The 19,915-nt window shown below is 55.0% G+C and carries 20 protein-coding genes, 1 tRNA gene and 1 other RNA gene; 8 read left to right on the top strand and 14 right to left on the bottom strand.

What is annotated here, in order from left to right; all coding sequences use genetic code 11:
* Positions 1–82: 82 nt before the first annotated feature.
* The 11 genes from ssrA to ACZM8Y_RS06240 all read right to left on the bottom strand — a co-directional run bounded on the left by ssrA (position 83) and on the right by ACZM8Y_RS06240 (position 9,110).
* Positions 83–436, bottom strand: a transfer-messenger RNA (tmRNA) gene (gene ssrA / locus ACZM8Y_RS06190).
* Positions 437–667: 231 nt separating this feature from the next.
* The gene (locus tag ACZM8Y_RS06195; protein WP_482333485.1) at positions 668–2,107 is read right to left on the bottom strand and encodes a DegQ family serine endoprotease; all 1,440 of its coding nucleotides are present in this window, start codon (positions 2,105–2,107) and stop codon (positions 668–670) included.
* Between the two features lie 39 nt (positions 2,108–2,146).
* Entirely contained in the window at positions 2,147–2,560 is a 414-nt protein-coding gene (locus ACZM8Y_RS06200) for a hypothetical protein (RefSeq protein WP_489501666.1), read from the bottom strand.
* Positions 2,561–3,203: 643 nt separating this feature from the next.
* Positions 3,204–4,223 (bottom strand): AI-2E family transporter, encoded by a 1,020-nt coding sequence (locus ACZM8Y_RS06205; protein ID WP_302552378.1) that lies wholly within the window; start codon positions 4,221–4,223, stop codon positions 3,204–3,206.
* 251 nt (positions 4,224–4,474) lie between these two features.
* Positions 4,475–4,756: a UBX domain-containing protein 8 gene (locus ACZM8Y_RS06210; protein ID WP_302552377.1), complete on the bottom strand. Its 282-nt coding sequence runs from the start codon at positions 4,754–4,756 to the stop codon at positions 4,475–4,477.
* 80 nt (positions 4,757–4,836) lie between these two features.
* Complete coding sequence (crcB, locus tag ACZM8Y_RS06215) at positions 4,837–5,244, bottom strand: fluoride efflux transporter CrcB (protein ID WP_486850714.1); 408 nt, start codon at positions 5,242–5,244, stop codon at positions 4,837–4,839.
* 13 nt (positions 5,245–5,257) lie between these two features.
* Positions 5,258–5,632, bottom strand: a complete 375-nt coding sequence (gene crcB / locus ACZM8Y_RS06220; protein ID WP_482333723.1) for a fluoride efflux transporter CrcB — start codon at positions 5,630–5,632, stop codon at positions 5,258–5,260.
* Positions 5,632–6,390 (bottom strand): ABC transporter permease, encoded by a 759-nt coding sequence (locus ACZM8Y_RS06225; protein ID WP_308771039.1) that lies wholly within the window; start codon positions 6,388–6,390, stop codon positions 5,632–5,634. Before ACZM8Y_RS06225 ends, crcB (ACZM8Y_RS06220) begins: the two co-directional genes overlap by 1 nt.
* Positions 6,391–6,919: 529 nt before the next feature.
* The gene (locus ACZM8Y_RS06230) at positions 6,920–7,420 is read right to left on the bottom strand and encodes an AbrB family transcriptional regulator (protein ID WP_308771038.1); all 501 of its coding nucleotides are present in this window, start codon (positions 7,418–7,420) and stop codon (positions 6,920–6,922) included.
* Positions 7,408–8,178, bottom strand: a complete 771-nt coding sequence (locus ACZM8Y_RS06235; protein WP_308771037.1) for an ABC transporter ATP-binding protein — start codon at positions 8,176–8,178, stop codon at positions 7,408–7,410. Before ACZM8Y_RS06235 ends, ACZM8Y_RS06230 begins: the two co-directional genes overlap by 13 nt.
* Positions 8,175–9,110: an ABC transporter substrate-binding protein gene (locus tag ACZM8Y_RS06240; protein WP_482333720.1), complete on the bottom strand. Its 936-nt coding sequence runs from the start codon at positions 9,108–9,110 to the stop codon at positions 8,175–8,177. Before ACZM8Y_RS06240 ends, ACZM8Y_RS06235 begins: the two co-directional genes overlap by 4 nt.
* A 539-nt stretch (positions 9,111–9,649) precedes the next feature.
* Between ACZM8Y_RS06240 and ACZM8Y_RS06245 the strand changes: the two genes are divergently transcribed.
* Positions 9,650–10,354, top strand: a complete 705-nt coding sequence (locus ACZM8Y_RS06245; RefSeq protein WP_337432250.1) for a nucleoside deaminase — start codon at positions 9,650–9,652, stop codon at positions 10,352–10,354.
* Between the two features lie 455 nt (positions 10,355–10,809).
* Here ACZM8Y_RS06245 and ACZM8Y_RS06250 read toward each other — a convergent pair whose 3' ends face one another.
* Positions 10,810–12,213, bottom strand: coding sequence for a peptidoglycan DD-metalloendopeptidase family protein (locus ACZM8Y_RS06250; RefSeq protein ID WP_482333717.1), 1,404 nt, complete (start codon positions 12,211–12,213; stop codon positions 10,810–10,812).
* A 432-nt stretch (positions 12,214–12,645) separates the two neighbouring features.
* Here ACZM8Y_RS06250 and ACZM8Y_RS06255 point away from each other — a divergent pair.
* The 5 genes from ACZM8Y_RS06255 (at position 12,646) to mobV (ending at position 17,734) form a co-directional block, all read left to right on the top strand.
* Positions 12,646–12,732: transfer RNA gene (locus tag ACZM8Y_RS06255), tRNA-Leu, on the top strand.
* Positions 12,733–12,939: 207 nt separating this feature from the next.
* Positions 12,940–14,190 carry a tyrosine-type recombinase/integrase gene (locus ACZM8Y_RS06260; RefSeq protein ID WP_302552368.1) on the top strand — a complete coding sequence of 417 codons (1,251 nt, stop codon included), beginning with the start codon at positions 12,940–12,942 and terminating at the stop codon, positions 14,188–14,190.
* A gap of 250 nt (positions 14,191–14,440) precedes the next feature.
* The gene (locus ACZM8Y_RS06265; RefSeq protein WP_302552367.1) at positions 14,441–14,650 is read left to right on the top strand and encodes a helix-turn-helix transcriptional regulator; all 210 of its coding nucleotides are present in this window, start codon (positions 14,441–14,443) and stop codon (positions 14,648–14,650) included.
* A complete protein-coding gene (locus ACZM8Y_RS06270) occupies positions 14,643–16,424 on the top strand; it encodes an AAA family ATPase (protein WP_302985252.1) in 1,782 nt (593 codons plus the stop codon). Before ACZM8Y_RS06265 ends, ACZM8Y_RS06270 begins: the two co-directional genes overlap by 8 nt.
* 86 nt (positions 16,425–16,510) lie before the next feature.
* Complete coding sequence (gene mobV, locus ACZM8Y_RS06275) at positions 16,511–17,734, top strand: MobV family relaxase (protein WP_337381546.1); 1,224 nt, start codon at positions 16,511–16,513, stop codon at positions 17,732–17,734.
* Positions 17,735–17,858: 124 nt separating this feature from the next.
* On the opposite strand, the gene ACZM8Y_RS06280 is transcribed toward mobV, so the two are convergent.
* Positions 17,859–17,999: a plasmid mobilization protein gene (locus ACZM8Y_RS06280; RefSeq protein ID WP_462485765.1), complete on the bottom strand. Its 141-nt coding sequence runs from the start codon at positions 17,997–17,999 to the stop codon at positions 17,859–17,861.
* A gap of 256 nt (positions 18,000–18,255) precedes the next feature.
* Complete coding sequence (locus ACZM8Y_RS06285) at positions 18,256–18,615, bottom strand: helix-turn-helix domain-containing protein (protein WP_489501669.1); 360 nt, start codon at positions 18,613–18,615, stop codon at positions 18,256–18,258.
* A 285-nt stretch (positions 18,616–18,900) separates the two neighbouring features.
* On the opposite strand from ACZM8Y_RS06285, the gene ACZM8Y_RS06290 reads away from it, so the two are divergent.
* Positions 18,901–19,110, top strand: coding sequence for a hypothetical protein (locus tag ACZM8Y_RS06290; RefSeq protein ID WP_083803363.1), 210 nt, complete (start codon positions 18,901–18,903; stop codon positions 19,108–19,110).
* On the top strand, positions 19,107–19,889 hold the full coding sequence (locus tag ACZM8Y_RS06295; protein ID WP_489501670.1) for a radical SAM protein: 783 nt from the start codon (positions 19,107–19,109) through the stop codon (positions 19,887–19,889). Before ACZM8Y_RS06290 ends, ACZM8Y_RS06295 begins: the two co-directional genes overlap by 4 nt.
* The last annotated feature ends 26 nt before the right edge of the window (positions 19,890–19,915 follow it).

Below are 19,915 nucleotides of genomic sequence, written 5' to 3' on the forward strand. Positions count from 1 at the left end.
ATGAAGCTGGAAAGAGAAATCCCGAAAGTCCGCTGAATAGCATGACTTTCGGGATTCAAATGGCTTTTGCCGGAAGAGTTGATGGTGGAGGCGGGGGGAGTCGAACCCCCGTCCGAGAAAGATTCACGCGAAGCATCTACAGGCTTAGGTTGGGTATCGTATCTCGCCTCAGGCTTGGCCCCCAATCAGGGCGTCCGTCGGCCAGTTTACCGTAAAGTCTCGCGCGTCGCCCGGCAAACACAACGCCACGCCAGCCCGATAGTTTTACACCTTGCTGGCTTATCGGGCGTGAGCCGGTTCGGTGTGCCGCTTAATTAAGCAGCGTAAGCGTATTCGTAATCGTTGCCAATTACTATTGTGCCGCTTTTTACGAGGCCAGCGGCGCCTCGGCCTGCCACTTCGGCTTCAACATCCCCGTCGAAACCAATGCGCCCCCAAAGGGATAGGCAGACGTGGAACCCCGTACAACGAAGTCCCCATTCGCGTAGGATGAAGTATAGTCATTCCTGAGGAAAAGGCAAGGCCGATGCTCCTTCCTGAGCCGTATGGCCCTATTCTTCGGCGATGCCGGATTTTCTTTCTGTGGAATACATTATCTTCGCTTTCAGGCTGGAAACAAAAGAGGGGGGATTCCCCCCTCTTGGTTATCCGGTTGCGTGCGGCCTGCTTACTTCTTGTCGCTGTCGGATGTGTCGCTCAAAGCCAAGGAGCGGAAGAAGGTCTGTCCCTGACGCTGGAGCTGGAGCATGATGACCCCGCGCTTCTTGGTGTCCTCACGGAGGATCTTGCTGAATTCTTCCACGGACTTGATGGGCTTCAGGTTGGCGCTCAGGATGATGTCGCCTTCCCGGAGTTCCGCTTCGGCGGCCAGCTTGCCGGGTTCGACGTCCACGATAAGGAGGCCGGTGCCGGGCTTGACGTTGGCGGCACGGGCTTCTTCCTTGGTCAGGGGCCGGACGGACAGGCCGATGGACGGGGCATCCCGCTCAACGGTGCCGGACTTGCCGGAAGATGCCTTGAGGTTCCGTTCGCCGAGCTGGACGGTGATGGTCTTGCGTTCGCCGTCACGCCACACAACCATTTTGACCTTGGAGCCGGGCGTTTCCGTAGCGATGGCGCGGAGCAGGGCGCTGGAATCGTCAATCTTCTGGCCGTTGACTTCGAGGACTACGTCGCCGTCCTTCATGCCGCCCTTGGCGGCGGGTTCGTCGGGCATCACGGAGCCGATGAGAGCGCCAGTGGCTTCGGGAAGGCCGAGGGCCTTGGCTGTGTTTTCATCCACGTCCTGAATGGTGACGCCGATCCAGCCGCGGCTGACCTTTTTGTCCTGCTTGAGCTGGCTGACGATGCGCTCGGCCATGCTGCTCGGGATGGCGAAGCCGATGCCCTGACCGCTGGCGATGATAGCCGTGTTGATGCCGATGACTTTGCCTTCCATGTTGATCAGGGGGCCGCCGCTGTTGCCGGGGTTGATGGAGGCGTCCGTCTGGAGGAAGTTGTCAAACGGCCCGGACTGGATATTGCGGCCCTTGGCGCTCAGGATGCCCGCAGTAACGGTGTGGCCAAGGCCGAAGGGGTTGCCGATGGCGAGAACCCATTCGCCCACTTCCATCTTGTCGGAGTTGCCGAAGTTCAGGAACGGCAGGGGCGCGTCGGCCTTTACCTTGAGGAGGGCGATGTCGGTTTCTTCGTCGGTTCCGATGACCTGAGCCTTGAGGGAATGCTCCTTGCCGGTGCTCCCCTGAAGGTTGACGAGGACGGTGTCCGCGCCGGCGACCACGTGGTTGTTGGTCACAATGTAGCCGTCGGAGGAAATGAGGAAGCCCGTGCCGAGGGAGCGCTGCGTACGGGGCTTGGCGCTGCGGCCTCTGCCTTCAAACTGTTCAAAAAAGCGCTCGAACTCCGGGGGAAGCCCGCGGAACATTTCGGAAGGCATGCCCCCCCGCTGCATGACTTTTTTTTCGGTGCTGATATTGACGACGGCCTTACCGGCGGACTGGACCAGCGGGACGAAGTCAGGAACCACGGGTGCGGCCTGTGCCGAAAAGACCAGTGACATGACGAGCATGACGGCAGCGAGTGGCAGCATCTTGTATTTGTGCGACATGTAAAAACTCCTTTATAACATATGTGGGAACAGTCTCGGTCAAACTGCTTCTTCCATAATAGCCACAGGCAAAAGGTTGTAAATACCTTGATTTGGTACAAAGTTCTTTACTTTTTGGCTTATTGGAGCGGTTTGGGCCTCATTCGTTGCCGAACCGTGCAAAATGAAGAACTTATTGAAGATGAAAAATTTGTACCGCCTTTGGATGGGGAAAATGCGTTTGCTGAAATACGGGGAAAAGCGGCCTTGAAAAGAGGTTTGTTTCCAGATCGTTTTTTCCGAAGGGCCGGATGTATGGGGAGACGCTGCGGTGGACGTGTGCCTTGATGGTAAAACCATTATATGTAGCTGTAGAAAACAGATAACGCCCTGAACTGCTTGGGCCCTCAGTGTGGGGATCGTTTCCACAAAATGTACGTGTGCGAATGCCTCGTTGCGGTTTGAGCCGTCCATGCGGTGCCCGTTTGTTGCCGGGGGATGAAAGAATGAGCGGGCTTTTTGATGCTGGAGGATGGTATCTAGGTTGTGTCGCCAATTATATAATATATTGAAGTTATTTGATTGTTCTAAAGTTATAAAAAGATTATTTTAATAACTTCAAATAATTATATGTAAAATGACGACACGGCCTAGAGGGAAGGTTTCGTATTGCCAAGAATGTAAGAATTTATTTGGGCTGTGTCATAGGAAATGGTTGATACCTTATTTTCCAAAAAAATTCCAAGGGAATAACCAATAAAATCCCCCAACCATAGAATCCGTCAGCGGGAAAGCGAGGGAAAAAGCCTCTCTTTTCACCATACTGTGGAGATGAAGCAACCACATGCCATGACAGGGCCTTATTTTTTATGTTTGGCTGTGTCATAGTATGTGATTGTTTCATCTCCACAGCACGGTAAAATACAGCCTTTTTTTCCAGTTTTCCCCTTGGTGGAATCTATGGTTAAGGTACTTTGTTGGTTATTCCTTTGGAACTTCAAGGAAAAAAGCACCAACCATTTTCTATGACACAGCCTTATGTTTTGGATAAACCTGTACGTTCGGCCAAAGAAAAGGCGGGGGATACCCGCCTTTCGGGTTTATGGAACCATTATGATTAGTGCCTGCGGGAGAGGGTGCTTTCATTGCCCGCTTGAATGGCGACGGCGACGAGCACAGGCCCCGCAAAGACGCCTACCGGCCCAAATGCGGCGAGGCCGCAGAGGATGGACAGGATCAGCGTAACGACCGACGCGTCGATCCCGGTCTTGAGGAAGAAAGGACGAAGCAGGTTATCCACCCCGGCTACGACCAGCGCACACCAGAGGGCAAGGCCGATACAGGCCACCGTGGAGCCCGTGAGCCACAGCCAAATGCACACCGGAAGCCAGACGAGAGCCGTACCGACAAAGGGGATGGGAGCCACGAACGCGGCAATGAGGCCCCAGAACGCAGGCTGGGGGACTTCCGCAATGGCGAAGCCCACACCGCAGAGGAACCCTTGGATGAGCGCGACGAACACAACCCCCACCAAGACGCCGAAGATGGCCTTACGGATGGTTGAAACGAAGCGGTTGATGACTTCGGCAGGCCACTGGGTCAGGCGGCAGGCGAATTCGTGGATAAGATCCGCGCGGGTCACGCACATCATCGTGATCATGACGAAGAGGAACAGCACCAGCACGGCTTGGAAGGCGCCGCCCGCAATGCCCACGCCGCCCGCGAGCACGGTTCGGGCCGCAGTCCCGGCAAGCCCCGCCGCGGTACTGGCAAGCTGATCCAGCCCGCCCTCAAGCCCCGGCAGGTTTTTGAGCCACGCATCCACGGAGGCGAACCATGCCTGCGCTTCCGGGCTGTGTATCCAGCCGGAATCGCGCAGGCCGTCAAGAATTTTGAGCCCTGCGACTGCTTGCGGCGTCACCAGCGACACCACGGTGGCGATCGGCAAGATCGTGATGGCCGCGAGGCCCACGGTATACGTCGTCATGGCCCACGAGGGAGACATTTTCCGGTGCAGCTTGCGGTACGCCGGATAGGTGACGCAGGCCATGCACATGGCCATAAACGTCGTGATCGGAAAAGGCCAGAGCAGGAAAACCCAAGCTCCGATGGCCAAACAGGCAAGCACTCGTGTCATGGAAAACTCCTCGCCGTCAACGGCGGGTCGGTTTGCTGCATAAAGGGGCCGTTCGGAAAAGCATCGCGCGGGAACGGCTCTCCGGCCTCGGCGGGATGGCGCAGCACCGCCCGTAAGGCTTCGGAGTAGGTGACGGACAGATTGGAAGATGGGCCTGGCGCTCCAGAAAAGGAGAAAAGCCTTTCGGCGCTGCCCGCCACAGGCAGGAGGGGCCGCCATACGTCAGATGCGCATGAGGCGGGGCTGCCGTGCTACAGGTTCCCTGACTCCTCATTGTATTCGCGCACGGCTTTTTCCATCCGCTTGCGGATACGTTCCGCGTCCTGCCGGGCCGTGGCGAGATACGCCTCTACGCACTGGCGATAGGCTTCCATGTCGGCGCGGTACATTCTCCAGTCCATGGGGCCGTCGCCGGGCAGGGGCCGCAGCGGGGAACGGCAGTCGGGGGCGGGATAGTCGCCGCCCGGAAGCAGGGAGGCGGCCTGCGCCGTAAAGGGCAGAAGGAGCAGGGGCAACATCAGCAGGGTACGCATATCGTTTCCTTTCCGGGAAGGATTCCGGGATTCACGGGGAGTTTCTAACAGAAAAGGCCGGAAGAGTATAGGAAACCTTCTCAAGAGGACGCGGCGGGGCGTTCCGGGCGGGGAGCGGACAGGGCAAACCCGCCCCAGACCGCGCAGGGGCACAGCATCATGTTAAGGGCTATATTCAGCGCCGCCGAGAGTGCGTCACCGGAGCGCCAGAGCAGAAAGGTATCAAGCGAGAAGGTCGAAAACGTGGTAAAGCCCCCCAAAAAGCCCGTTCCGAGCAGGCAGTAGCCCAAGGCGAACGTGTTGCCCGTGCGCCGCATCCAGCCCTGAAGCAGGCCCATCAGGAACCCGCCGAGCACATTGACGCACAATACGCCCAGCGGAAAGCCGGACGGCAGCTTTTCCATCATGGCGAAGCCTAGCATGGTGCGGCAGACCGCGCCCGCACCGCCCCCGAACATGACGGCAATGGCATTTCTGGAAAGGATCATGGCGTGATTCCTGTTACACGACAATGAGAAAATAGGCCGCAGCCGTGGCGGTGAGGCACAAGGCCGTATGCAGCGCCATGTTGAGCAGCGCCTTGGCGGGATGCCCGTCATGGAAGGCGGCGAAGGTATCCATTGAGAAGGTGGAGAAGGTGGTCAGTGCGCCGAGAAAACCAGCGCCCGCAAACAGCGCGGCAGCGGAAGACGTCCCCCAGCGCTGCCAGCATCCGGCCAGCAGGCCCATCAGCAGCGAACCGGAGACGTTGACGAGCAATGTCCCGTAGGGGAAGGCCCTGCCGAAGCGATCGGCGCACCAGAGCGAAACGCGGTGGCGGCACAGCGCGCCAAGCGCCCCGCCAGCCGCCACACAGAGCATTTCCGCGGGCATCATCAACGCTTCCCCGCCATATGGAAGTTCCGCCAGCGGCAACTGCGCGCTTCGAGCAGATTGCACACTTCGTAGAGGGCCACCCCCAGCAGGCTCATGGCGAGGATGCCCGTAAACATCTCAAGCTGATCCCCACGCCCCCACGCATCCATGATCAGAAAGCCAAGCCCGCGCCGCGTGGCGAAGGACTCCGCCATGAACAGCACCGCCACCGCCGTGCCGCTGGCGACCTTGAGCGCGGTCATGGCGTCGGGCAAGGCGGCGGGGATGAGCACATGCCGCAGCATCTGCAGCGGCGTCCCGCCGAGGGAACGGAAGGAATCGAGATATTTTTTGTCGAGCCCCTGCGCGCTGGCCCGCGTGACGACAAGGATCTGGTAGCCCGTGGTCAGGGCAATGAGCAGGACGCGGGGCAGATCCCCAAGCCCGAACAGGGTCAGGAACAGGGGGAGCAGCACGATCTTGGGCAGAGGGTAGGTCAAAAAGACCATTGGGGACAACATATTGTCCACAGAACGGACATGGCCCAGAATGAGCCCCAGCGGGAAAGCCGCCAGCCATGCGAGGCTCATGGCGGAGAGCACCCGCCATGCGCTGGCCCCGGCATGCTGCCAGAATGCGCCCGTGGTGAGCGCTTCCCCGAAATAGGCCAGCACATCCAGCGGACGCGGCAGCAGAAATTCGCCGAGCGCCAGCGATCCGAGCTGCCAGATCGCCAACAAGGCCGCCAGCGCCAGCAGGTAACGGAAGAAGGCACGCATGATTTTTCCTACTCTCTCCAGAGATAACTGTTGCAAGAGGCTTCGGAGCCTTCCGCTGGGAGGGGGCACGTTCCCGTATCCTTCCCTGCGGCCCTTTCCCAAACCCTTGGAAGGCGGACGCCCCCGGACATATTAGGCCGTGTCGTCGATTAGATATAATCTATTGAAATCAGTTAATTGTTTTTTCAAGCCACAAAAGATTGTTTTCAATAATTTCAAATGATTATATAAAATAGGCTGTGTTGTAGAAAATGGTTGATGCTTTTTTCTTGAAGCTCCAAAGGGATAACCGGCAAAATGCCTTATCCGTGGCTCCCGCCAAGGGGAAAACCGGAGAAAAAGGCTGTATTTTCATCGCACTGTGGAGATGAAACAACCATAAATATAACAGAGCCATAAAATAACGACGGCCTAGGCTATGTGCCTGAAGCGGTTCCCTGTACTCATCCTGCATCGGAGCCCTTGCGGGGTAATCGTTCCGGGCATTTCAAATGGGGCGTTTTGAGAAGCGCCCCTTCCGTTTTCCGCCTCAGCTCAGGAATTTGTGCAGAATCCGGGCGGCAAGGGGAACCGTGAGGATGATGGCGTAAAGCCGGACCATCTGGTAGGCGAGCACGATGGGGGCGTTGGGCCCCATATCGGCGGCGAGGCCGACCACCACGTTCAGGCCGCCGGGACTGGTGGCGAGATAGGCGCTGGTGACGTCGAGGTTGCCGAATTTGACGACGAAAATGGCGATGAGCATCCCCGCGATGAGCACCAGCAGGGTGCTGATCACCAGTACGGGCCATGTGTCCCGGACGGCCAGCAGCATTTCCGGACGGTACATGTTGCCGACCAGCACGCCAAGGCCCGCATAGATGCAGAATTGGAAGGGCCGGGGAAAGGCCGCCTGAGGAAGCGAGGAAAAGCTCTTGAGAAGGATGACGGCGACGATGGCGCCGGTCATGGCCCCACCGGGAAGGCCGAACCATTCAAAAATGAGGCCGCCCGCAGCGCCGCACAGCAAGAGGATGATCAGCGTGGACATGAAAAATCCTTCGTTTCCGACAAGGCGGCGTACACCTTTTTCGTCAGTGAGAAATACCGTTCCCCGCCGCGGGGATCCGCGTCGCCGAAACAGGGGTTTTCCAGCCACATGACGCTGCGGGCGGGATGGCCGTTCATCACCATGACGTGCTTGCCAAGAAACACGGCTTCAGGAACATTATGCGTCACGAGGACGCAGGTGGGACGGCGGCGCTGCCACAGCGACAGCACGGTCGTCTGAAGGTGTTCGCGGGTCAGGGCGTCGAGGGAAGAAAAAGGCTCATCCATAAGCAGGATGTCCGGGTTCGTGATCAGGGCCCTGCCTATGGCGACGCGCTGCCGCTGGCCCCCTGAGAGCTGCGCGGGATAGCGCATCCCCAAGCCGCCCAGCCCCAGTTCGTCCAGCATGTCCGCGACGGCTTTCCGGCGCGTGGACGGTGCGGCTCCCTGAAGCTCCAGCGGCAGGGAAAGGTTCTCCTGCACCGTCTTCCACGGAAAGAGCCCATAATCCTGCAGGATGAACGAAATCCTTCCTTTGTCGCGCCTGCCGGCTTCCCCGGTACTTACCGTGCCCCGGTCCGGCTTGTCCAGCCCCGCGAGGAGATAGAGCAAGGTGCTTTTGCCGCATCCCGATGGGCCGATGACGGAAAGGGTTTCCCCGGAGGGCAGATCAAAGGAAAGGCCGTCCAGGACAGGGCCTTCTCCGTAGCCCTTGCTCAGATCACGGACGGTGATGCCCGCATCGGACGCGCGGCTCACTGAAAGACCACATCCCCATAGGCGGGGTCTTTTTTGAGGATGCGGTTAGCCTTCATCCAATCCGAGAACGCCTTGATGTCCGCTTCCGAAGGCAGGCCGGTCGGCGTGTGCGCCATGTCGAAACGCACCATCGTGTAGTTGGCGGAAGCGCCCTTGGGCAGCAGGCCCTTGGCCTCCATGATCGGGCGGTAGGCATCGGGGTTTTCGTTGATGCGCTTCGCCGCCTCCCTGAGGGCCTCGCGGAATTTCGCCACGGCCTGAGCGCCGCCGGGGGCGTCGAGCACGTTGCGTTTCAAGGCAATGACCGCAAGAGGCGTGTTCAGCTTGCAGTCGTTCAGGATGGTGCGCGCTCCTTTCGCTTCCACAAGGGACACCAGCGGCTCAGGGAGCAGGGCAGATTCGATCTGGCCGCTCAGGAGCATCTGGAGGCGTACCGGGATCTGGCGGATATCCTGCCGGTTCAGGAAGTCGGGGGCGGCCCCCTCCTGTTGGAGGAGCTGCACGAGCAGGAAATCAATGATGGTGGCGCTGGAAACCGCGATGTCCTTCCCTTTGAGGTCGGCCAGCGTTTGCGCCTTGGATTTGGGGGAGACGACGAGCCCGAAACAGCGGTTGTCCGGCGAGGAGTGTGAGGTCGTCGCTATGATGGCCTGCGGCGAGCCGCTTTCATTCTGCATGAGGACATTGATGATGTCCCCGAAATGCCCGTCCAGCGCCCCCGCCCGCATGGCTGCGCCGAGTTCCAGCGCGCTCTGGAAGGGGATAAGCTCCACTTCCAGCCCTTGTTTGGCAAAGAGGCCCTCGTCCGCGGCGACGTGCAGGACGATGGTGTCGGCGGCGGGGAGGACGCCGAGTTTGAGCGGGGCGCTGTGTGCGGGCTGGAAGGCGGCAAGGACGAGCAGGGAAAGGATAACTATCAGGCGGCGCATCATGTGAAGTTCCGTTGGGTTAAGAGTGAAGTTCCGGCGTATTCTCAATGGAAAAAAGATGGTTGTGCAGATTCGCCGGAACCGATTCTTACACCGGATTGCGGAAAATATCCAGTGCGCCCCATTCCGGGGGATTCGCTTTTGCAATGGACAATGTGTTTTAACTATATGAAATTCAAAATAAGTTTTTAGAAAAGCATCGAAAAGGCGAACGTCTCCCGCTTGGGGGATGCCGCCGCATCAAAAAGGCCGAAGGGGAAGCAAAAAGGGGTGGCCCAAACGTGTGCAGCATGCCCGTATATGGATAAGGGCAGGGGGCTTCCCGTCGCAGGACGAGCTTTTCTTCCCGTATGGTTTGCATATGATAGGGTAGGGCCCCATCGTGGCCTTCTTTCGTATCTTCCTTAGTATAAGCCGCATACGGATAGGGCAGGGCTGAAGATGAGGCATTTGGCGCGGAGCGGGTGGCGTTCCGCCTGAGGATAGGGCAGGGTTTTATGGGAAGCTGCTGAAACGGCCCCGGCTCAGGGTGCCGTAGATGAATGGCAGCCCTCACAGCCCGGATACGGGCGCCCCGGTTCAGGGCGCGCATGGGCGAATGGCCTTTTCCCGGCGGCGCGGATCTGCTAGGAGGACGGGAATACGACAACACCATGATCCCGCGCCAGCCGCAGGGATACAGGAGCAACACGATGCAGGAAAAGCTGTTTAACCGCCTGATGGACGTCATTGAATACGACGTCGCCCCGTTGACCCGCAAGCGCGTCTCCATCGGCTGCAAGGTCTTCGGCGCGGCGGTGCTGCGCAAGGATGATCTGTCCCTCGTCCTCGCCGAAACCAATATGGAGGCGTTTTCCCCGCTCTGGCACGGCGAAGTCTACGCCATCAAGCAATTCTGGGAGTTGCAGGGCCATCCCGACCCCAAGGACTGCATCTTCATCGCCACGCATCAGCCTTGCTGCATGTGCGCGTCGGCCATCGCGTGGAGCGGCTTCCCCGAACTGTTTTACCTGTTCGGCTACGAGAACACGAGCAAGGACTTTAATATCCCCCATGATCAGAAGATGATCCGGGAACTGTTCCACTGCACCAGCCCGGCGGAGGATTCCAGCTACTACACAAGCCGCCCCATCATGAGCCTGTGCGATACGCCGGAAGCGGCGGCCCGTTTTGAGCGTATCAAGAGCCTGTATGCGGAACTTTCCGCCGTATATCAGGCTGGAGAAAAGAAGATGGTGCTTTCATAGCAGCCTGTGCGGAGTATCCGCAAAAAACGCCTTGCCGAAGGACCATCGGCAAGGCGTTTTTTGCGGGCGGCTAGGGCGTGTCGTTAATTATATATAATATATTGAAATTATTCAACTATTTTTCAGGTTACAAATGTATTATTTCAATAATTTCATATAATTATATCTTAAACGAAGACACGGCCTAGGGAGTGTTCACACTATGCCGAGTTTTTCCAATGACTGAAGCGGGTTGGAAGGAACATTCGGCATCGCTCGAAAGTGGATATAACCATTTGTAAAAAATATTTTTTTATTTTTGTGAACAGACCCTATCGGGAAGGTGATGCCCTACGCGGACTGGAACGGTTGAGCGGGGAAACGGGAATACGTTCAGCGCCCACGGGGGAAACCGCGAATAGCCTGCAAAGGGGAGCCCTTTCGCCGTCAGACGGCACCACTATGCGAGAGGCCGACTAGTCTTCATCCTTAAACCATGTATCGGGATCGTAGCTGGCCGTATCCTTACCCGCCAGATAGTCGTCCACGGCATGGACTATCAGCTTATAGTCCGCCATACGCCGCTTTTCCAGCGCCTGATCGCGGGGGATGATCAGCTTGTCAGGATTGACGAACTGCCCTTGCTTTCGGATACGGAAATCGAGATGGGGGCCGGTCGCCGTTCCCGTCGCCCCCACATAGCCGATGGTTTGTCCTTGCCGTACCCGTTTGCCGTTTTTCATGTTTTTGGCAAAACGGGACATATGCCCGTAGAGCGACTCCAGCCCGTTGTCGTGGCGGATAATGATCTGTTTGCCGTAGCCTCCGGCCCGCCCGATCTTGGTAATGACCCCGTCGCCTACGGCCATAATGGGAGTTCCGGTGGGGGCGCCGTAATCAATGCCCTGATGGGGCCGGGTGTTGCCGAAGACCGGATGCCGGCGCGCCATGCTGTAACGCGATGTCACGCGCAGGAACGAGAGCGGGGCTTTGAGCAGTTCCCGGTGGAGGTTGTCGCCTTCCGCATTGTAGTATGTTTCCCGACCGCGTTCGTTGTGGAACAGATAGGCCGTATACAGTTTGTTTTGATTGGTGAATTTCGCACCGAGCACGCGCCCATACCCCTCAAACGCATCATGGCGGAAACGCTTTTCCACCAGAACCTCGAAGGTATCGCCTTCCCGCAGATCGCTGATGAAATTGATTTCGGAAGCGAAGACCTTCGCAAGGGCAATAGCCAAGGCTACACTTTCACCCTGCTCGGTCACGGCTTCGGAGAGTGTGCTTTTGATCCCACCTTTGATGACCGCCAGTGAAGTCTGGTAGTCGATCTCTTCAAGCCGGGCGGCAAAACGGTCGTCCTTCTTCTCAACGACGAGGTATCTTTCCTGATTGATTTCGTACTTGAAACACCGGAACGCCTTGGTTTGCGGATCACGGACAATAGCAAAGGGCTGGCCGAAACGAACCTTGGTCAGGGCATATACCGGCTTGGCCGCCGCGAGCAGATCGGCAAGCTCGTTTGCATCCATCCAGTCACCAAGGATTTTTCCCGCCGTGTCGCCTTTCTGGATCTCGCTGCGGAGGATTTCCCCCTGTTCAGGGTTCTGTTCGATGGTGTAGCGCGGATTATCCTCATAGACTTCAGGTTCTTCGGTGTTTTCCTCCCCGGTTTCCTCGTTGTGCGCTTCCGTGCCCTCGTCCTGCCCGAATCCGTCTATGGCATGTTCGGGAGACAGGGACAACATGCCTTCCACATGGGAAATCACGTTTTCGAGGGGAGCTGGAAGCGGTTCGGCATCATCATGGAACCGGAGAAGCAGCGCGAGGCTGAGAAGGACAAGGCATAGGGAGATGATGCTCCATAAAATCCGTCGCATGGGCAGACACCTGAATCATTGCAAACGTGTTGGGGTTCGCCGGTCGCCGCACGAAGCCGTTCCCAAAGGATGGAAAGCGGCGGGGGGAGACATTCCCCGGCACGGCACGAAATATGCCTCATACCCTATTCAAGCGGAACAACCTACCGTTTTTTTGGTAAAAATATTTTTACAAAGAGGTTCCTGCCGGATCTGTTCCACAAGAGCGGAAACACGTTGAAACCTGTCTGGGGCTATAGGGAAACGTGGCGTAGGGAATGAGCATTGCAAGAAGAGGCTGGGAACGGCAGCTCTCGTTTACACTGTTCTTTTCCAGAAAAGCTTGGTATAATACCCTGTTAGCGTTGTTTTTCCTTCTCGGAGAAAAATTTTTCTCAGAAATCAAAAAAAGAGCTTGCCAAAGTGGAGGCTTTTCGCTAGAACTCTTTTCGCGCCGAAGTGGTGGAATTGGTAGACACGCTAGGTTCAGGGTCTAGTGGGGGTTCCCCCGTGGGAGTTCAAATCTCCCCTTCGGCACCAACCAAGAATCCAATCAAGTCCCGCAAGGTTCAAAAAGCCTTGCGGGACTTGGCTTTTTGGGCAATGCTATGTCCAGCGAGGTGTCGTGGGAAACGGGGAGAACCAACAAAAATGACGGTATTTGCAGCGGTATGAGCCAACATGGAGGAAACGAGGCCCGAAAAATACCGTCCCCCTGCAACCCCTTGCCAGCAAAGGATTTTAGCCATGCCACTGACCGACATCATGCTCAGGAATTTGAAGTCCGACGGTACTCCGGCGAAGCTCGCTGACTCAGAAGGCTTGTACCTCTACCTCTCCGCTTCCGGCGGGAAATTGTGGCGGATGGATTACCGCTATGCCGGAAAAAGAAAGACGCTCAGCTTTGGCGCGTATCCCGCCGTCTCCCTGAAGGATGCCCGCCGCAAGCGCGACAAGGCCAAGGAACTGCTTGCCAACGACATTGATCCCGGCGCTCAGAAAAAGGCCGCCAAGGAAGAAGCCGAAGCGGCGGCGCGTGAACAAGCGTTGACCTTCTCCGTCGTCGCTCAGGAATGGTTCGCCACAAAGCAGGATTCCTATGCGGCGGCCAATATCAAGAAAAAACAATGGCTCATTTCCCTGCTCAATGAGCGGATTGGTGAAAAGCCCATCAGCAAACTTGTGCCAACCGATATTCTGGGCGCAATCAGACCGGTGGAAGCCGCGGGTCATTCGGTAACGGCGCATAAACTGGCCGAAACCGCCGGGCAGATATGCCGTTTTGCCCGCACCTGCGGCTATATCGTCTTCAACCCGGCTGACGGTCTCAAGGAAGTCCTCAAGCCAATCCAGACAAAGCATTACGCCACCATGACCGATCCCGCCGCTGTCGGCCATCTCCTGCGCTGCATAGACGAATATCAGGGCGGAGCCGTTGTCTGTTATGCGCTCAAGATATTGCCCTATCTGGCGTTGCGGAGCGCCGAGCTTCGCGGCGGCAGGTGGTCAGAGATTGATCTGGACAAGGCGCTCTGGATTGTGCCTGCCGCCAGAAGGGAAAACGCCAAGGATGGCGGCGGCATGAAGATGCGCATTGCCCATGCCGTGCCCCTGCCCACTCAGGCGGTCAGGCTGTTCCGCGAACTGCATCTGCTCACAGGTACAGGCGAACTGTGCTTTCCGGGACGGCATTCAGCCTCGCAATGTATTTCCGATATGGCGCTTTTGAACGGTATCCGCCGAATGGGTTTCAGCAAGGAAGAAATGACCATCCACGGTTTCCGCGCCATGTTCTCCACCATCCTGAATGAAAAAAAGCTGGAATGGGGCTTTGACGGCGACATCATTGAGGCCCAGCTTGCCCACAAAGAGCAGAATACCGTTCGGGATGCGTACAACCATGCGTCATATCTGGATAAACGACGTGAATTGCTTCAGAGGTGGGCTGATTATCTGGACGAATTGCGAAATCAGGATACATCCAATTCACTGAAATAATTCAGTAAGCAAAACTTTCAAATTTATGGCGTGGCGTTGCGGCAGATCGGCTGCGACGCCTTGCCGTTTTTATCTGCGCCCAAAAATTGCTTGCCACAAAAATTTTTCTCTTTTCCCTGCACCTCTATCGAACTGTATCGGACTGCATCGAACCACATAGCACGGTATCGTACTTCATCAACAATGTGGATTAATTGAATAAAAATGCTATAGCACTCCGTAAAGACCATTTTGATACGGAGGTAATGCTATGGCAACTCAAATACCCACCACAGGTTTTCTCAGGCTTCACCAGATTCTTGAATTTTTCCCCATCAGCAAAAGTGCATGGTGGAAAGGCTGTGCAACCGGCCGCTATCCAAAGCCATTGAAGCTTGGCCCGCGCACGACCGTCTGGCGCGCCGAGGACATCAAGGCGTTCATTGAAAACGCCGGTAAGGAAGGAGAAGGCCATGAATGATCTTCTCCACACTTTCCATGATGTGCTTGGTCAGCATGGCCTTGTCCCTGAAGAAATTTTTGCTGACGGCAATCTTCATCGTTGCCCCACAGAAGGCAAGCCCCATAAGCGGAATGGCGCGTATATAGCCCATCTGGACAAACCGGCCACTCTCTGGTGGTGCAACTGGGAAACCGACGACCAGGGCACGTTCTGCGCCGAAGAAAAGCAGACGCTTTCATTTGCGGAAATGTCCGCATGGCAGGAACGCCAGCAATCCATCCGGCGACAGCGGGAAGAAGAATGTACCAGACGCCATGCGGAAGCGGCCCAGCAGGCCAGACAGGAATGGAATGCGGCAAGAGCGTGCGACGCCAGCCATCCCTACTTGCGGCGCAAGGGCATTCCAGCTTTGGAAGGCATACGGCAATCGCGGGACGGTACTCTGCTTATCCCGGTTCTGGATGCCGCAAACAATCTGCAAAGCCTGCAACGCATTTACTCTGATGGAACCAAGCGTTTCCTCGTTGGCGGCAAGGTTTCAGACGGCAGGTTCATCATTCCGGGTCAGCCGGAAAAGTCGATAGCCATCTGCGAAGGCTTTGCCACTGGCGCAAGCATCCATCTTGCCACTGACTGGACGGTCTATGTGGCCTTTTCCGCAAATAATCTTGCACCAGTTGCCAAGAGCGTAAAAGAACAGTTTCCAGCCAGCTCAATCATCATTTGCGGCGACAAAGACGAAACCGGACGCAAGAGAGGCGGAGAAGCGGCCCGGCTCGCAAACGCTCAACTTGTGCTTCCCCACTTTACCAGCGGCAATGGCACAGATTTCAATGACCTCCACCAGATTGAGGGCCTTGAAGCCGTCCGTTCTCAACTGGAAGCAGCCCTGACCAAACAGCACGGTCTTGTCGCCCTGGACATGAGCGAGTTTCTGTCCATGCAGATACCCGACCGGGGTTACCTTCTATCGCCCATCCTGCCGGTTCAGGGAATAGGCATCCTTTATGCCCCGCGAGGTGTGGGCAAGACCTTCGCCGCCCTGAGCGTGGCCGTGGCCGTCGCCTCCGGCGGCGCGGTGTTCAACTGGCGCGCGCCCATGCCCAAAAAGACGCTCTATGTGGACGGTGAAATGCCCGCCACGTCCATGCAGAGCCGTTTGTCATCCCTTGTGGGGGGTATGTCCATCCCGCCGCAGGCGCTGAAAAACCTTTCACTCATCACGCCGGACTTGCAGCCGTGCGCCATGCCGGATTTGTCCACGCCCAACGGGCAGGCCATGATTGAGCCTCTTCTGAAAGGCGTGGACATGGTTGTGCTGGACAATATCGCAACACTCTGCCGCACGGGCAAGGAAAACGAATCGCAGTCTTGGCAGGCCATGCAGGCGTGGCTTCTGGATCTTCGTCGCAGGGGCATCACCGTTCTCCTGATTCACCATGCCGGAAAGTCTGGCGACCAGCGCGGCACCAGCGCCAAAGAGGACATCATGGATACAGTCATCAGCCTCCGCAGGCCCAGGGAATACGCAATGGCCGAAGGCGCGAGGTTTGAGGTTCATCTGACCAAAGCCAGGGGCATTCTCGGCGATGACGCCAAGCCCTTTGAGGCCAACCTGATTACCGAGGGCAATGCCCTGCATTGGCAGGTTCGGGAAATTGAGGACGTGGAGATGGAGGAGCTGAAAAGGCTCTTGGATGAAGGCTACAGCATCCGTGACTGTGCCGAGGAAATGGGCAAATCGAAATCGGCTGTCCACAGAATGAAAAGAAAACTGGAAGGTCTTGATTGAGCCTATTTTCAGGTGTCCCGCTGTACCGGTGCTTAAGCGGCGGTACAGCGGGACACCTGTTTCCTACAGGATAAGGAAGTTTCATTATGTCCACACTCGTCCTGCACATGAGCAAGTTCAAAAAGGACGCCGTTCGCGGCATTCAGTCGCACAACCGGCGTGAACGCGAGAGCCATTCCAACCCCGACATCGACTACAGCCGAAGTGCGGGAAACTACGACCTTCATGAATCAACCTCCGACAGCTACGCGCAGGCCATCCAGAATCGCATTGACGACCTGCTCATGGTCAAGGCTGTCCGCAAGGACGCCGTGCATCTGTGCGGCCTGATTGTCAGTTCGGACAAATCGTTCTTCACCCGCATCGGCAAAGACGAAACCAGGCGCTTTTTTGAGGAAGCCACAACCTATCTCACTGATTTTGTCGGCAAGGAAAATGTCATCTCTGCGATGGTTCATATGGATGAAAAAACGCCGCACATGCACTTCCTTCATGTGCCGGTGACGCCGGACGGACGACTCAGCGCCAACAGCATCTATACCCGCGCCAGTCTGAAAAAACTGCAAACTGAACTCCCCCTCTATCTACAAGGCCGTGGCTTCGAGATTCAGCGCGGCGTCGAGCAGAAGCCCGGTTCCGCGAAAAAGCATCTGGATACGCGTGAGTTCAAGCAGCAACAGGAGGCCCTGAACAATCTGATTCTGGAATCCGAAGAGCTTGCTCAAAGTTCCCGGCAAATTCTTGATGCTCTGGAACAGCGTGAAGAAGAACTGAAAAAGAGCATTGAAATGTATGAGCAACAGGCTGAGGAGGCGGAAAAAATTCTTCGGGAAGATTCATCTCTCCCCAAGGCATCCCTTTTCAATTACCAGTCCGTGCTGAAAAAAGCATCCCTCATCATTGCCGAGTTGAAAAAGGCGCTTGCCGTCACGCACATTACTCAGAAGCAAAAAGAAAACCTGCAAATGGAAATGGAAGAGTTACGCGAAAAACAGACACAGCTTGAAGCGGAATACACGGCTCACAGGAAACAAAGCCATGAGGAAAAGGTGGAGCTGGAGGCGCAGTTGAAAAAAATGAAAAAGGTCATGGCAGGTTATCAGGAGTTTTTGCGTCAGCCGGAAATCCGCCCGCTGCATATCGACTTTGTGGAGCGCAAGCGAGCCGAACAGCTCCAGCGTCAGCAGGAAAAGGCACAGCAGGAGCGAGAGCGTCAGGAAGAGGAAGGCCGCCAGCAGGCCGAGCATGACCAACACATCCGGCAAGAGCCGGAAGCCGTGCCGGAACGCCGTCGCTCAAGGATGCGCTGACCATCCGCCGGGAATCTCGACTCAAAGGCGAGTCATAGCCCACTATGGTTTTCTGGCGAAAACCAGTGGGCAAGCGTGCCGCTTGACCGCCAAAGGCAAAAGACAAATCGGGGAGATGCCCCCGTCACCCACAGGAGAAAACATCATGAGCATCACTGCCAGCCATGTTCCGGGTAGGGACGAGCTTCATTTTCTGCTCAATCAACGCCCGTTCTTCCTCTGTTACCCTGAATTTGATTTGCACTGTCCGTTTCCTGCCGTCCATGCGTTCACGCTCCTTTCCGTTTTTTAGAGGGTTTGGGACACTTCCCAACAAGCAATTTTAGTCCGACACGCCGCAGCGCAGGAGGGCGAAAATACGGAAAGGGTACCCCTTTCCTATGCTTGCTAAGAAACTTTCTCCCTTTATCCCTACTACGGAAGAAACCTTGATTTTGCCAAACTTACGCAAAAGAAAAACGCTGCAATCTGCAAAGATTACAACGCTTCCTAAAATCCATATTCAATTTTGTGGGACGTTCTCATTCGCCCTCTTTTTCGACTTCCGCTATCTCTTTTGCGGTGGCTGTCACAATCCGAAGCCCCGTATCGCTTATCCCGTCGAGCAGCGCGTCAAGCTGCCGCCGCTGTGTGTTCTTTTCGGCGGGTTTGTCTGAAAGGAACTGGTCTACGGATATATTGTAACGGAGCATAAGCTCAAAGAAAATCTGCAAACTGGGGTGCTGCCCGTTGTTCTCTATATTCGCAAGGTAGCGGGGAGAGATAAACATTTCGTCGCATACTTTCTTGCGGCTCTCTTTCCTGTCCGTTCGCGCTTCCTTTATCGCTGCTCCAAAAGCCTTGAAGTCGTATTTTGGTACTGGTCTTTTTGCCATATTCATTCACCCAGTTACATTTTACTGTTCCCCTTTTCTGTTGGATATGTCTACACTGTTCTATCAGTTAGCCAAAATAATTCATATGTATATGTTGACAACTAGCCGCTTTTTTTGTATAGTATTATTAAAAGGGGGAAATGTTTATGTTACATAGCATGCGTATTCGATAAGCATTGAAATCAAAAAAGATTTTTCCCATTTTCAATATGGGCTTTTTTGAAAAATTAGAAATCATAATCAAAAACTCTGAAAAACAAACTTTTTAATTTTGAAAAGGAAGGATATTAAATGAAACACTTACCTAAAAGTACACCTACGGAAATATTGAATGACCCATACGGATTTACTTACAAAGAAATGTCGGAAGTAATTGGAGAGGATAAAGCAAGAGCCTTATATACGGAATTATATAAACAGCCATTTCACAAAAAAATCTATCAATATCAACAAAAAAAGTCTATAAAAGTAGCGATACTGAAAAGTATGTTTATGAATTGAAAGACAACAGGTATATCGAAACGGTTTTTATTAAACGGCGAGATGGTGGGACTGTTTGCGTAAGTACGCAAGTTGGTTGTTCTGTTGGCTGTATTTTTTGTGAGTCCGGACGCAATGGTTTTGTTCGTAATCTAACACCGTCTGAAATTGTGCAGCAGGTCATATTGATACGTCAAAAAGTAAATCGTATCGTTTTTATGGGAATGGGAGAACCTTTATTCAATTACGACAACTTGATTGCAGCAATCCATATTCTTCGAGATAGAAATGGACTTAACTTTCCAACCGACGGCATTACCGTATCAACAGTTGGTCCAGTTAATCAATTAAAAAAATTGCGCGAAGAACATCTAAAAATTCAGTTGACAATATCTTTACATGCAGCAACACAGGCTGCGAGAAACTGTATCATTCCTCATATGCACATGTACGCTATTGAAGATGTTGTTAAGCAAGCATTGTCCTATTCACAAAGGCATAATCGAAAAGTGGTATTTGCGTATTTGCTTTTACCAGGTATAAATGACCGTTCCTCAGATATAAGGCAACTTGCAAAATGGTTTAAGGGCAAAAATGTTATGATTAACGTGCTGCAATACAACCCGACGAGTAATTCAAAAATTAGAGCACCACAAAAACAAGAAATGGTTGCGTTCAAACATCAATTAGAGCAAACAGGACTTGAAGTTACCATGAGAGTTTCTCATGGTAGAGAGATTAAAGCAGCTTGTGGACAGTTAGCTAATACATATATTAAAGCCAAAAAACAACAAAAATAATTTAATTAAAAGAGCCAGACGCACAG

Source organism: Bilophila sp. (genome assembly GCF_057864385.1).

Excerpts from the sequence above, each read along its gene's own strand:
- ACZM8Y_RS06200 (WP_489501666.1), bottom strand. The coding sequence starts at position 2,560 with ATGGACGGCTCAAACCGCAACGAGGCATTCGCACACGTACATTTTGTG.
- ACZM8Y_RS06290 (WP_083803363.1), top strand. The coding sequence starts at position 18,901 with ATGAAACACTTACCTAAAAGTACACCTACGGAAATATTGAATGACCCA.
- ACZM8Y_RS06285 (WP_489501669.1), bottom strand. The coding sequence starts at position 18,615 with ATGAATATGGCAAAAAGACCAGTACCAAAATACGACTTCAAGGCTTTT.
- ACZM8Y_RS06225 (WP_308771039.1), bottom strand. The coding sequence starts at position 6,390 with ATGCGTGCCTTCTTCCGTTACCTGCTGGCGCTGGCGGCCTTGTTGGCG.
- crcB (WP_486850714.1), bottom strand. The coding sequence starts at position 5,244 with ATGATCCTTTCCAGAAATGCCATTGCCGTCATGTTCGGGGGCGGTGCG.
- ACZM8Y_RS06205 (WP_302552378.1), bottom strand. The coding sequence starts at position 4,223 with ATGACACGAGTGCTTGCCTGTTTGGCCATCGGAGCTTGGGTTTTCCTG.
- ACZM8Y_RS06195 (WP_482333485.1), bottom strand. The coding sequence starts at position 2,107 with ATGTCGCACAAATACAAGATGCTGCCACTCGCTGCCGTCATGCTCGTC.
- crcB (WP_482333723.1), bottom strand. The coding sequence starts at position 5,632 with ATGATGCCCGCGGAAATGCTCTGTGTGGCGGCTGGCGGGGCGCTTGGC.
- ACZM8Y_RS06260 (WP_302552368.1), top strand. The coding sequence starts at position 12,940 with ATGCCACTGACCGACATCATGCTCAGGAATTTGAAGTCCGACGGTACT.
- ACZM8Y_RS06245 (WP_337432250.1), top strand. The coding sequence starts at position 9,650 with ATGGCAGCCCTCACAGCCCGGATACGGGCGCCCCGGTTCAGGGCGCGC.
- ACZM8Y_RS06240 (WP_482333720.1), bottom strand. The coding sequence starts at position 9,110 with ATGATGCGCCGCCTGATAGTTATCCTTTCCCTGCTCGTCCTTGCCGCC.
- mobV (WP_337381546.1), top strand. The coding sequence starts at position 16,511 with ATGTCCACACTCGTCCTGCACATGAGCAAGTTCAAAAAGGACGCCGTT.
- ACZM8Y_RS06230 (WP_308771038.1), bottom strand. The coding sequence starts at position 7,420 with ATGTCCACGCTGATCATCCTCTTGCTGTGCGGCGCTGCGGGCGGCCTC.
- ACZM8Y_RS06250 (WP_482333717.1), bottom strand. The coding sequence starts at position 12,213 with ATGCGACGGATTTTATGGAGCATCATCTCCCTATGCCTTGTCCTTCTC.
- ACZM8Y_RS06210 (WP_302552377.1), bottom strand. The coding sequence starts at position 4,756 with ATGCGTACCCTGCTGATGTTGCCCCTGCTCCTTCTGCCCTTTACGGCG.
- ACZM8Y_RS06265 (WP_302552367.1), top strand. The coding sequence starts at position 14,441 with ATGGCAACTCAAATACCCACCACAGGTTTTCTCAGGCTTCACCAGATT.
- ACZM8Y_RS06270 (WP_302985252.1), top strand. The coding sequence starts at position 14,643 with ATGAATGATCTTCTCCACACTTTCCATGATGTGCTTGGTCAGCATGGC.
- ACZM8Y_RS06280 (WP_462485765.1), bottom strand. The coding sequence starts at position 17,999 with ATGGACGGCAGGAAACGGACAGTGCAAATCAAATTCAGGGTAACAGAG.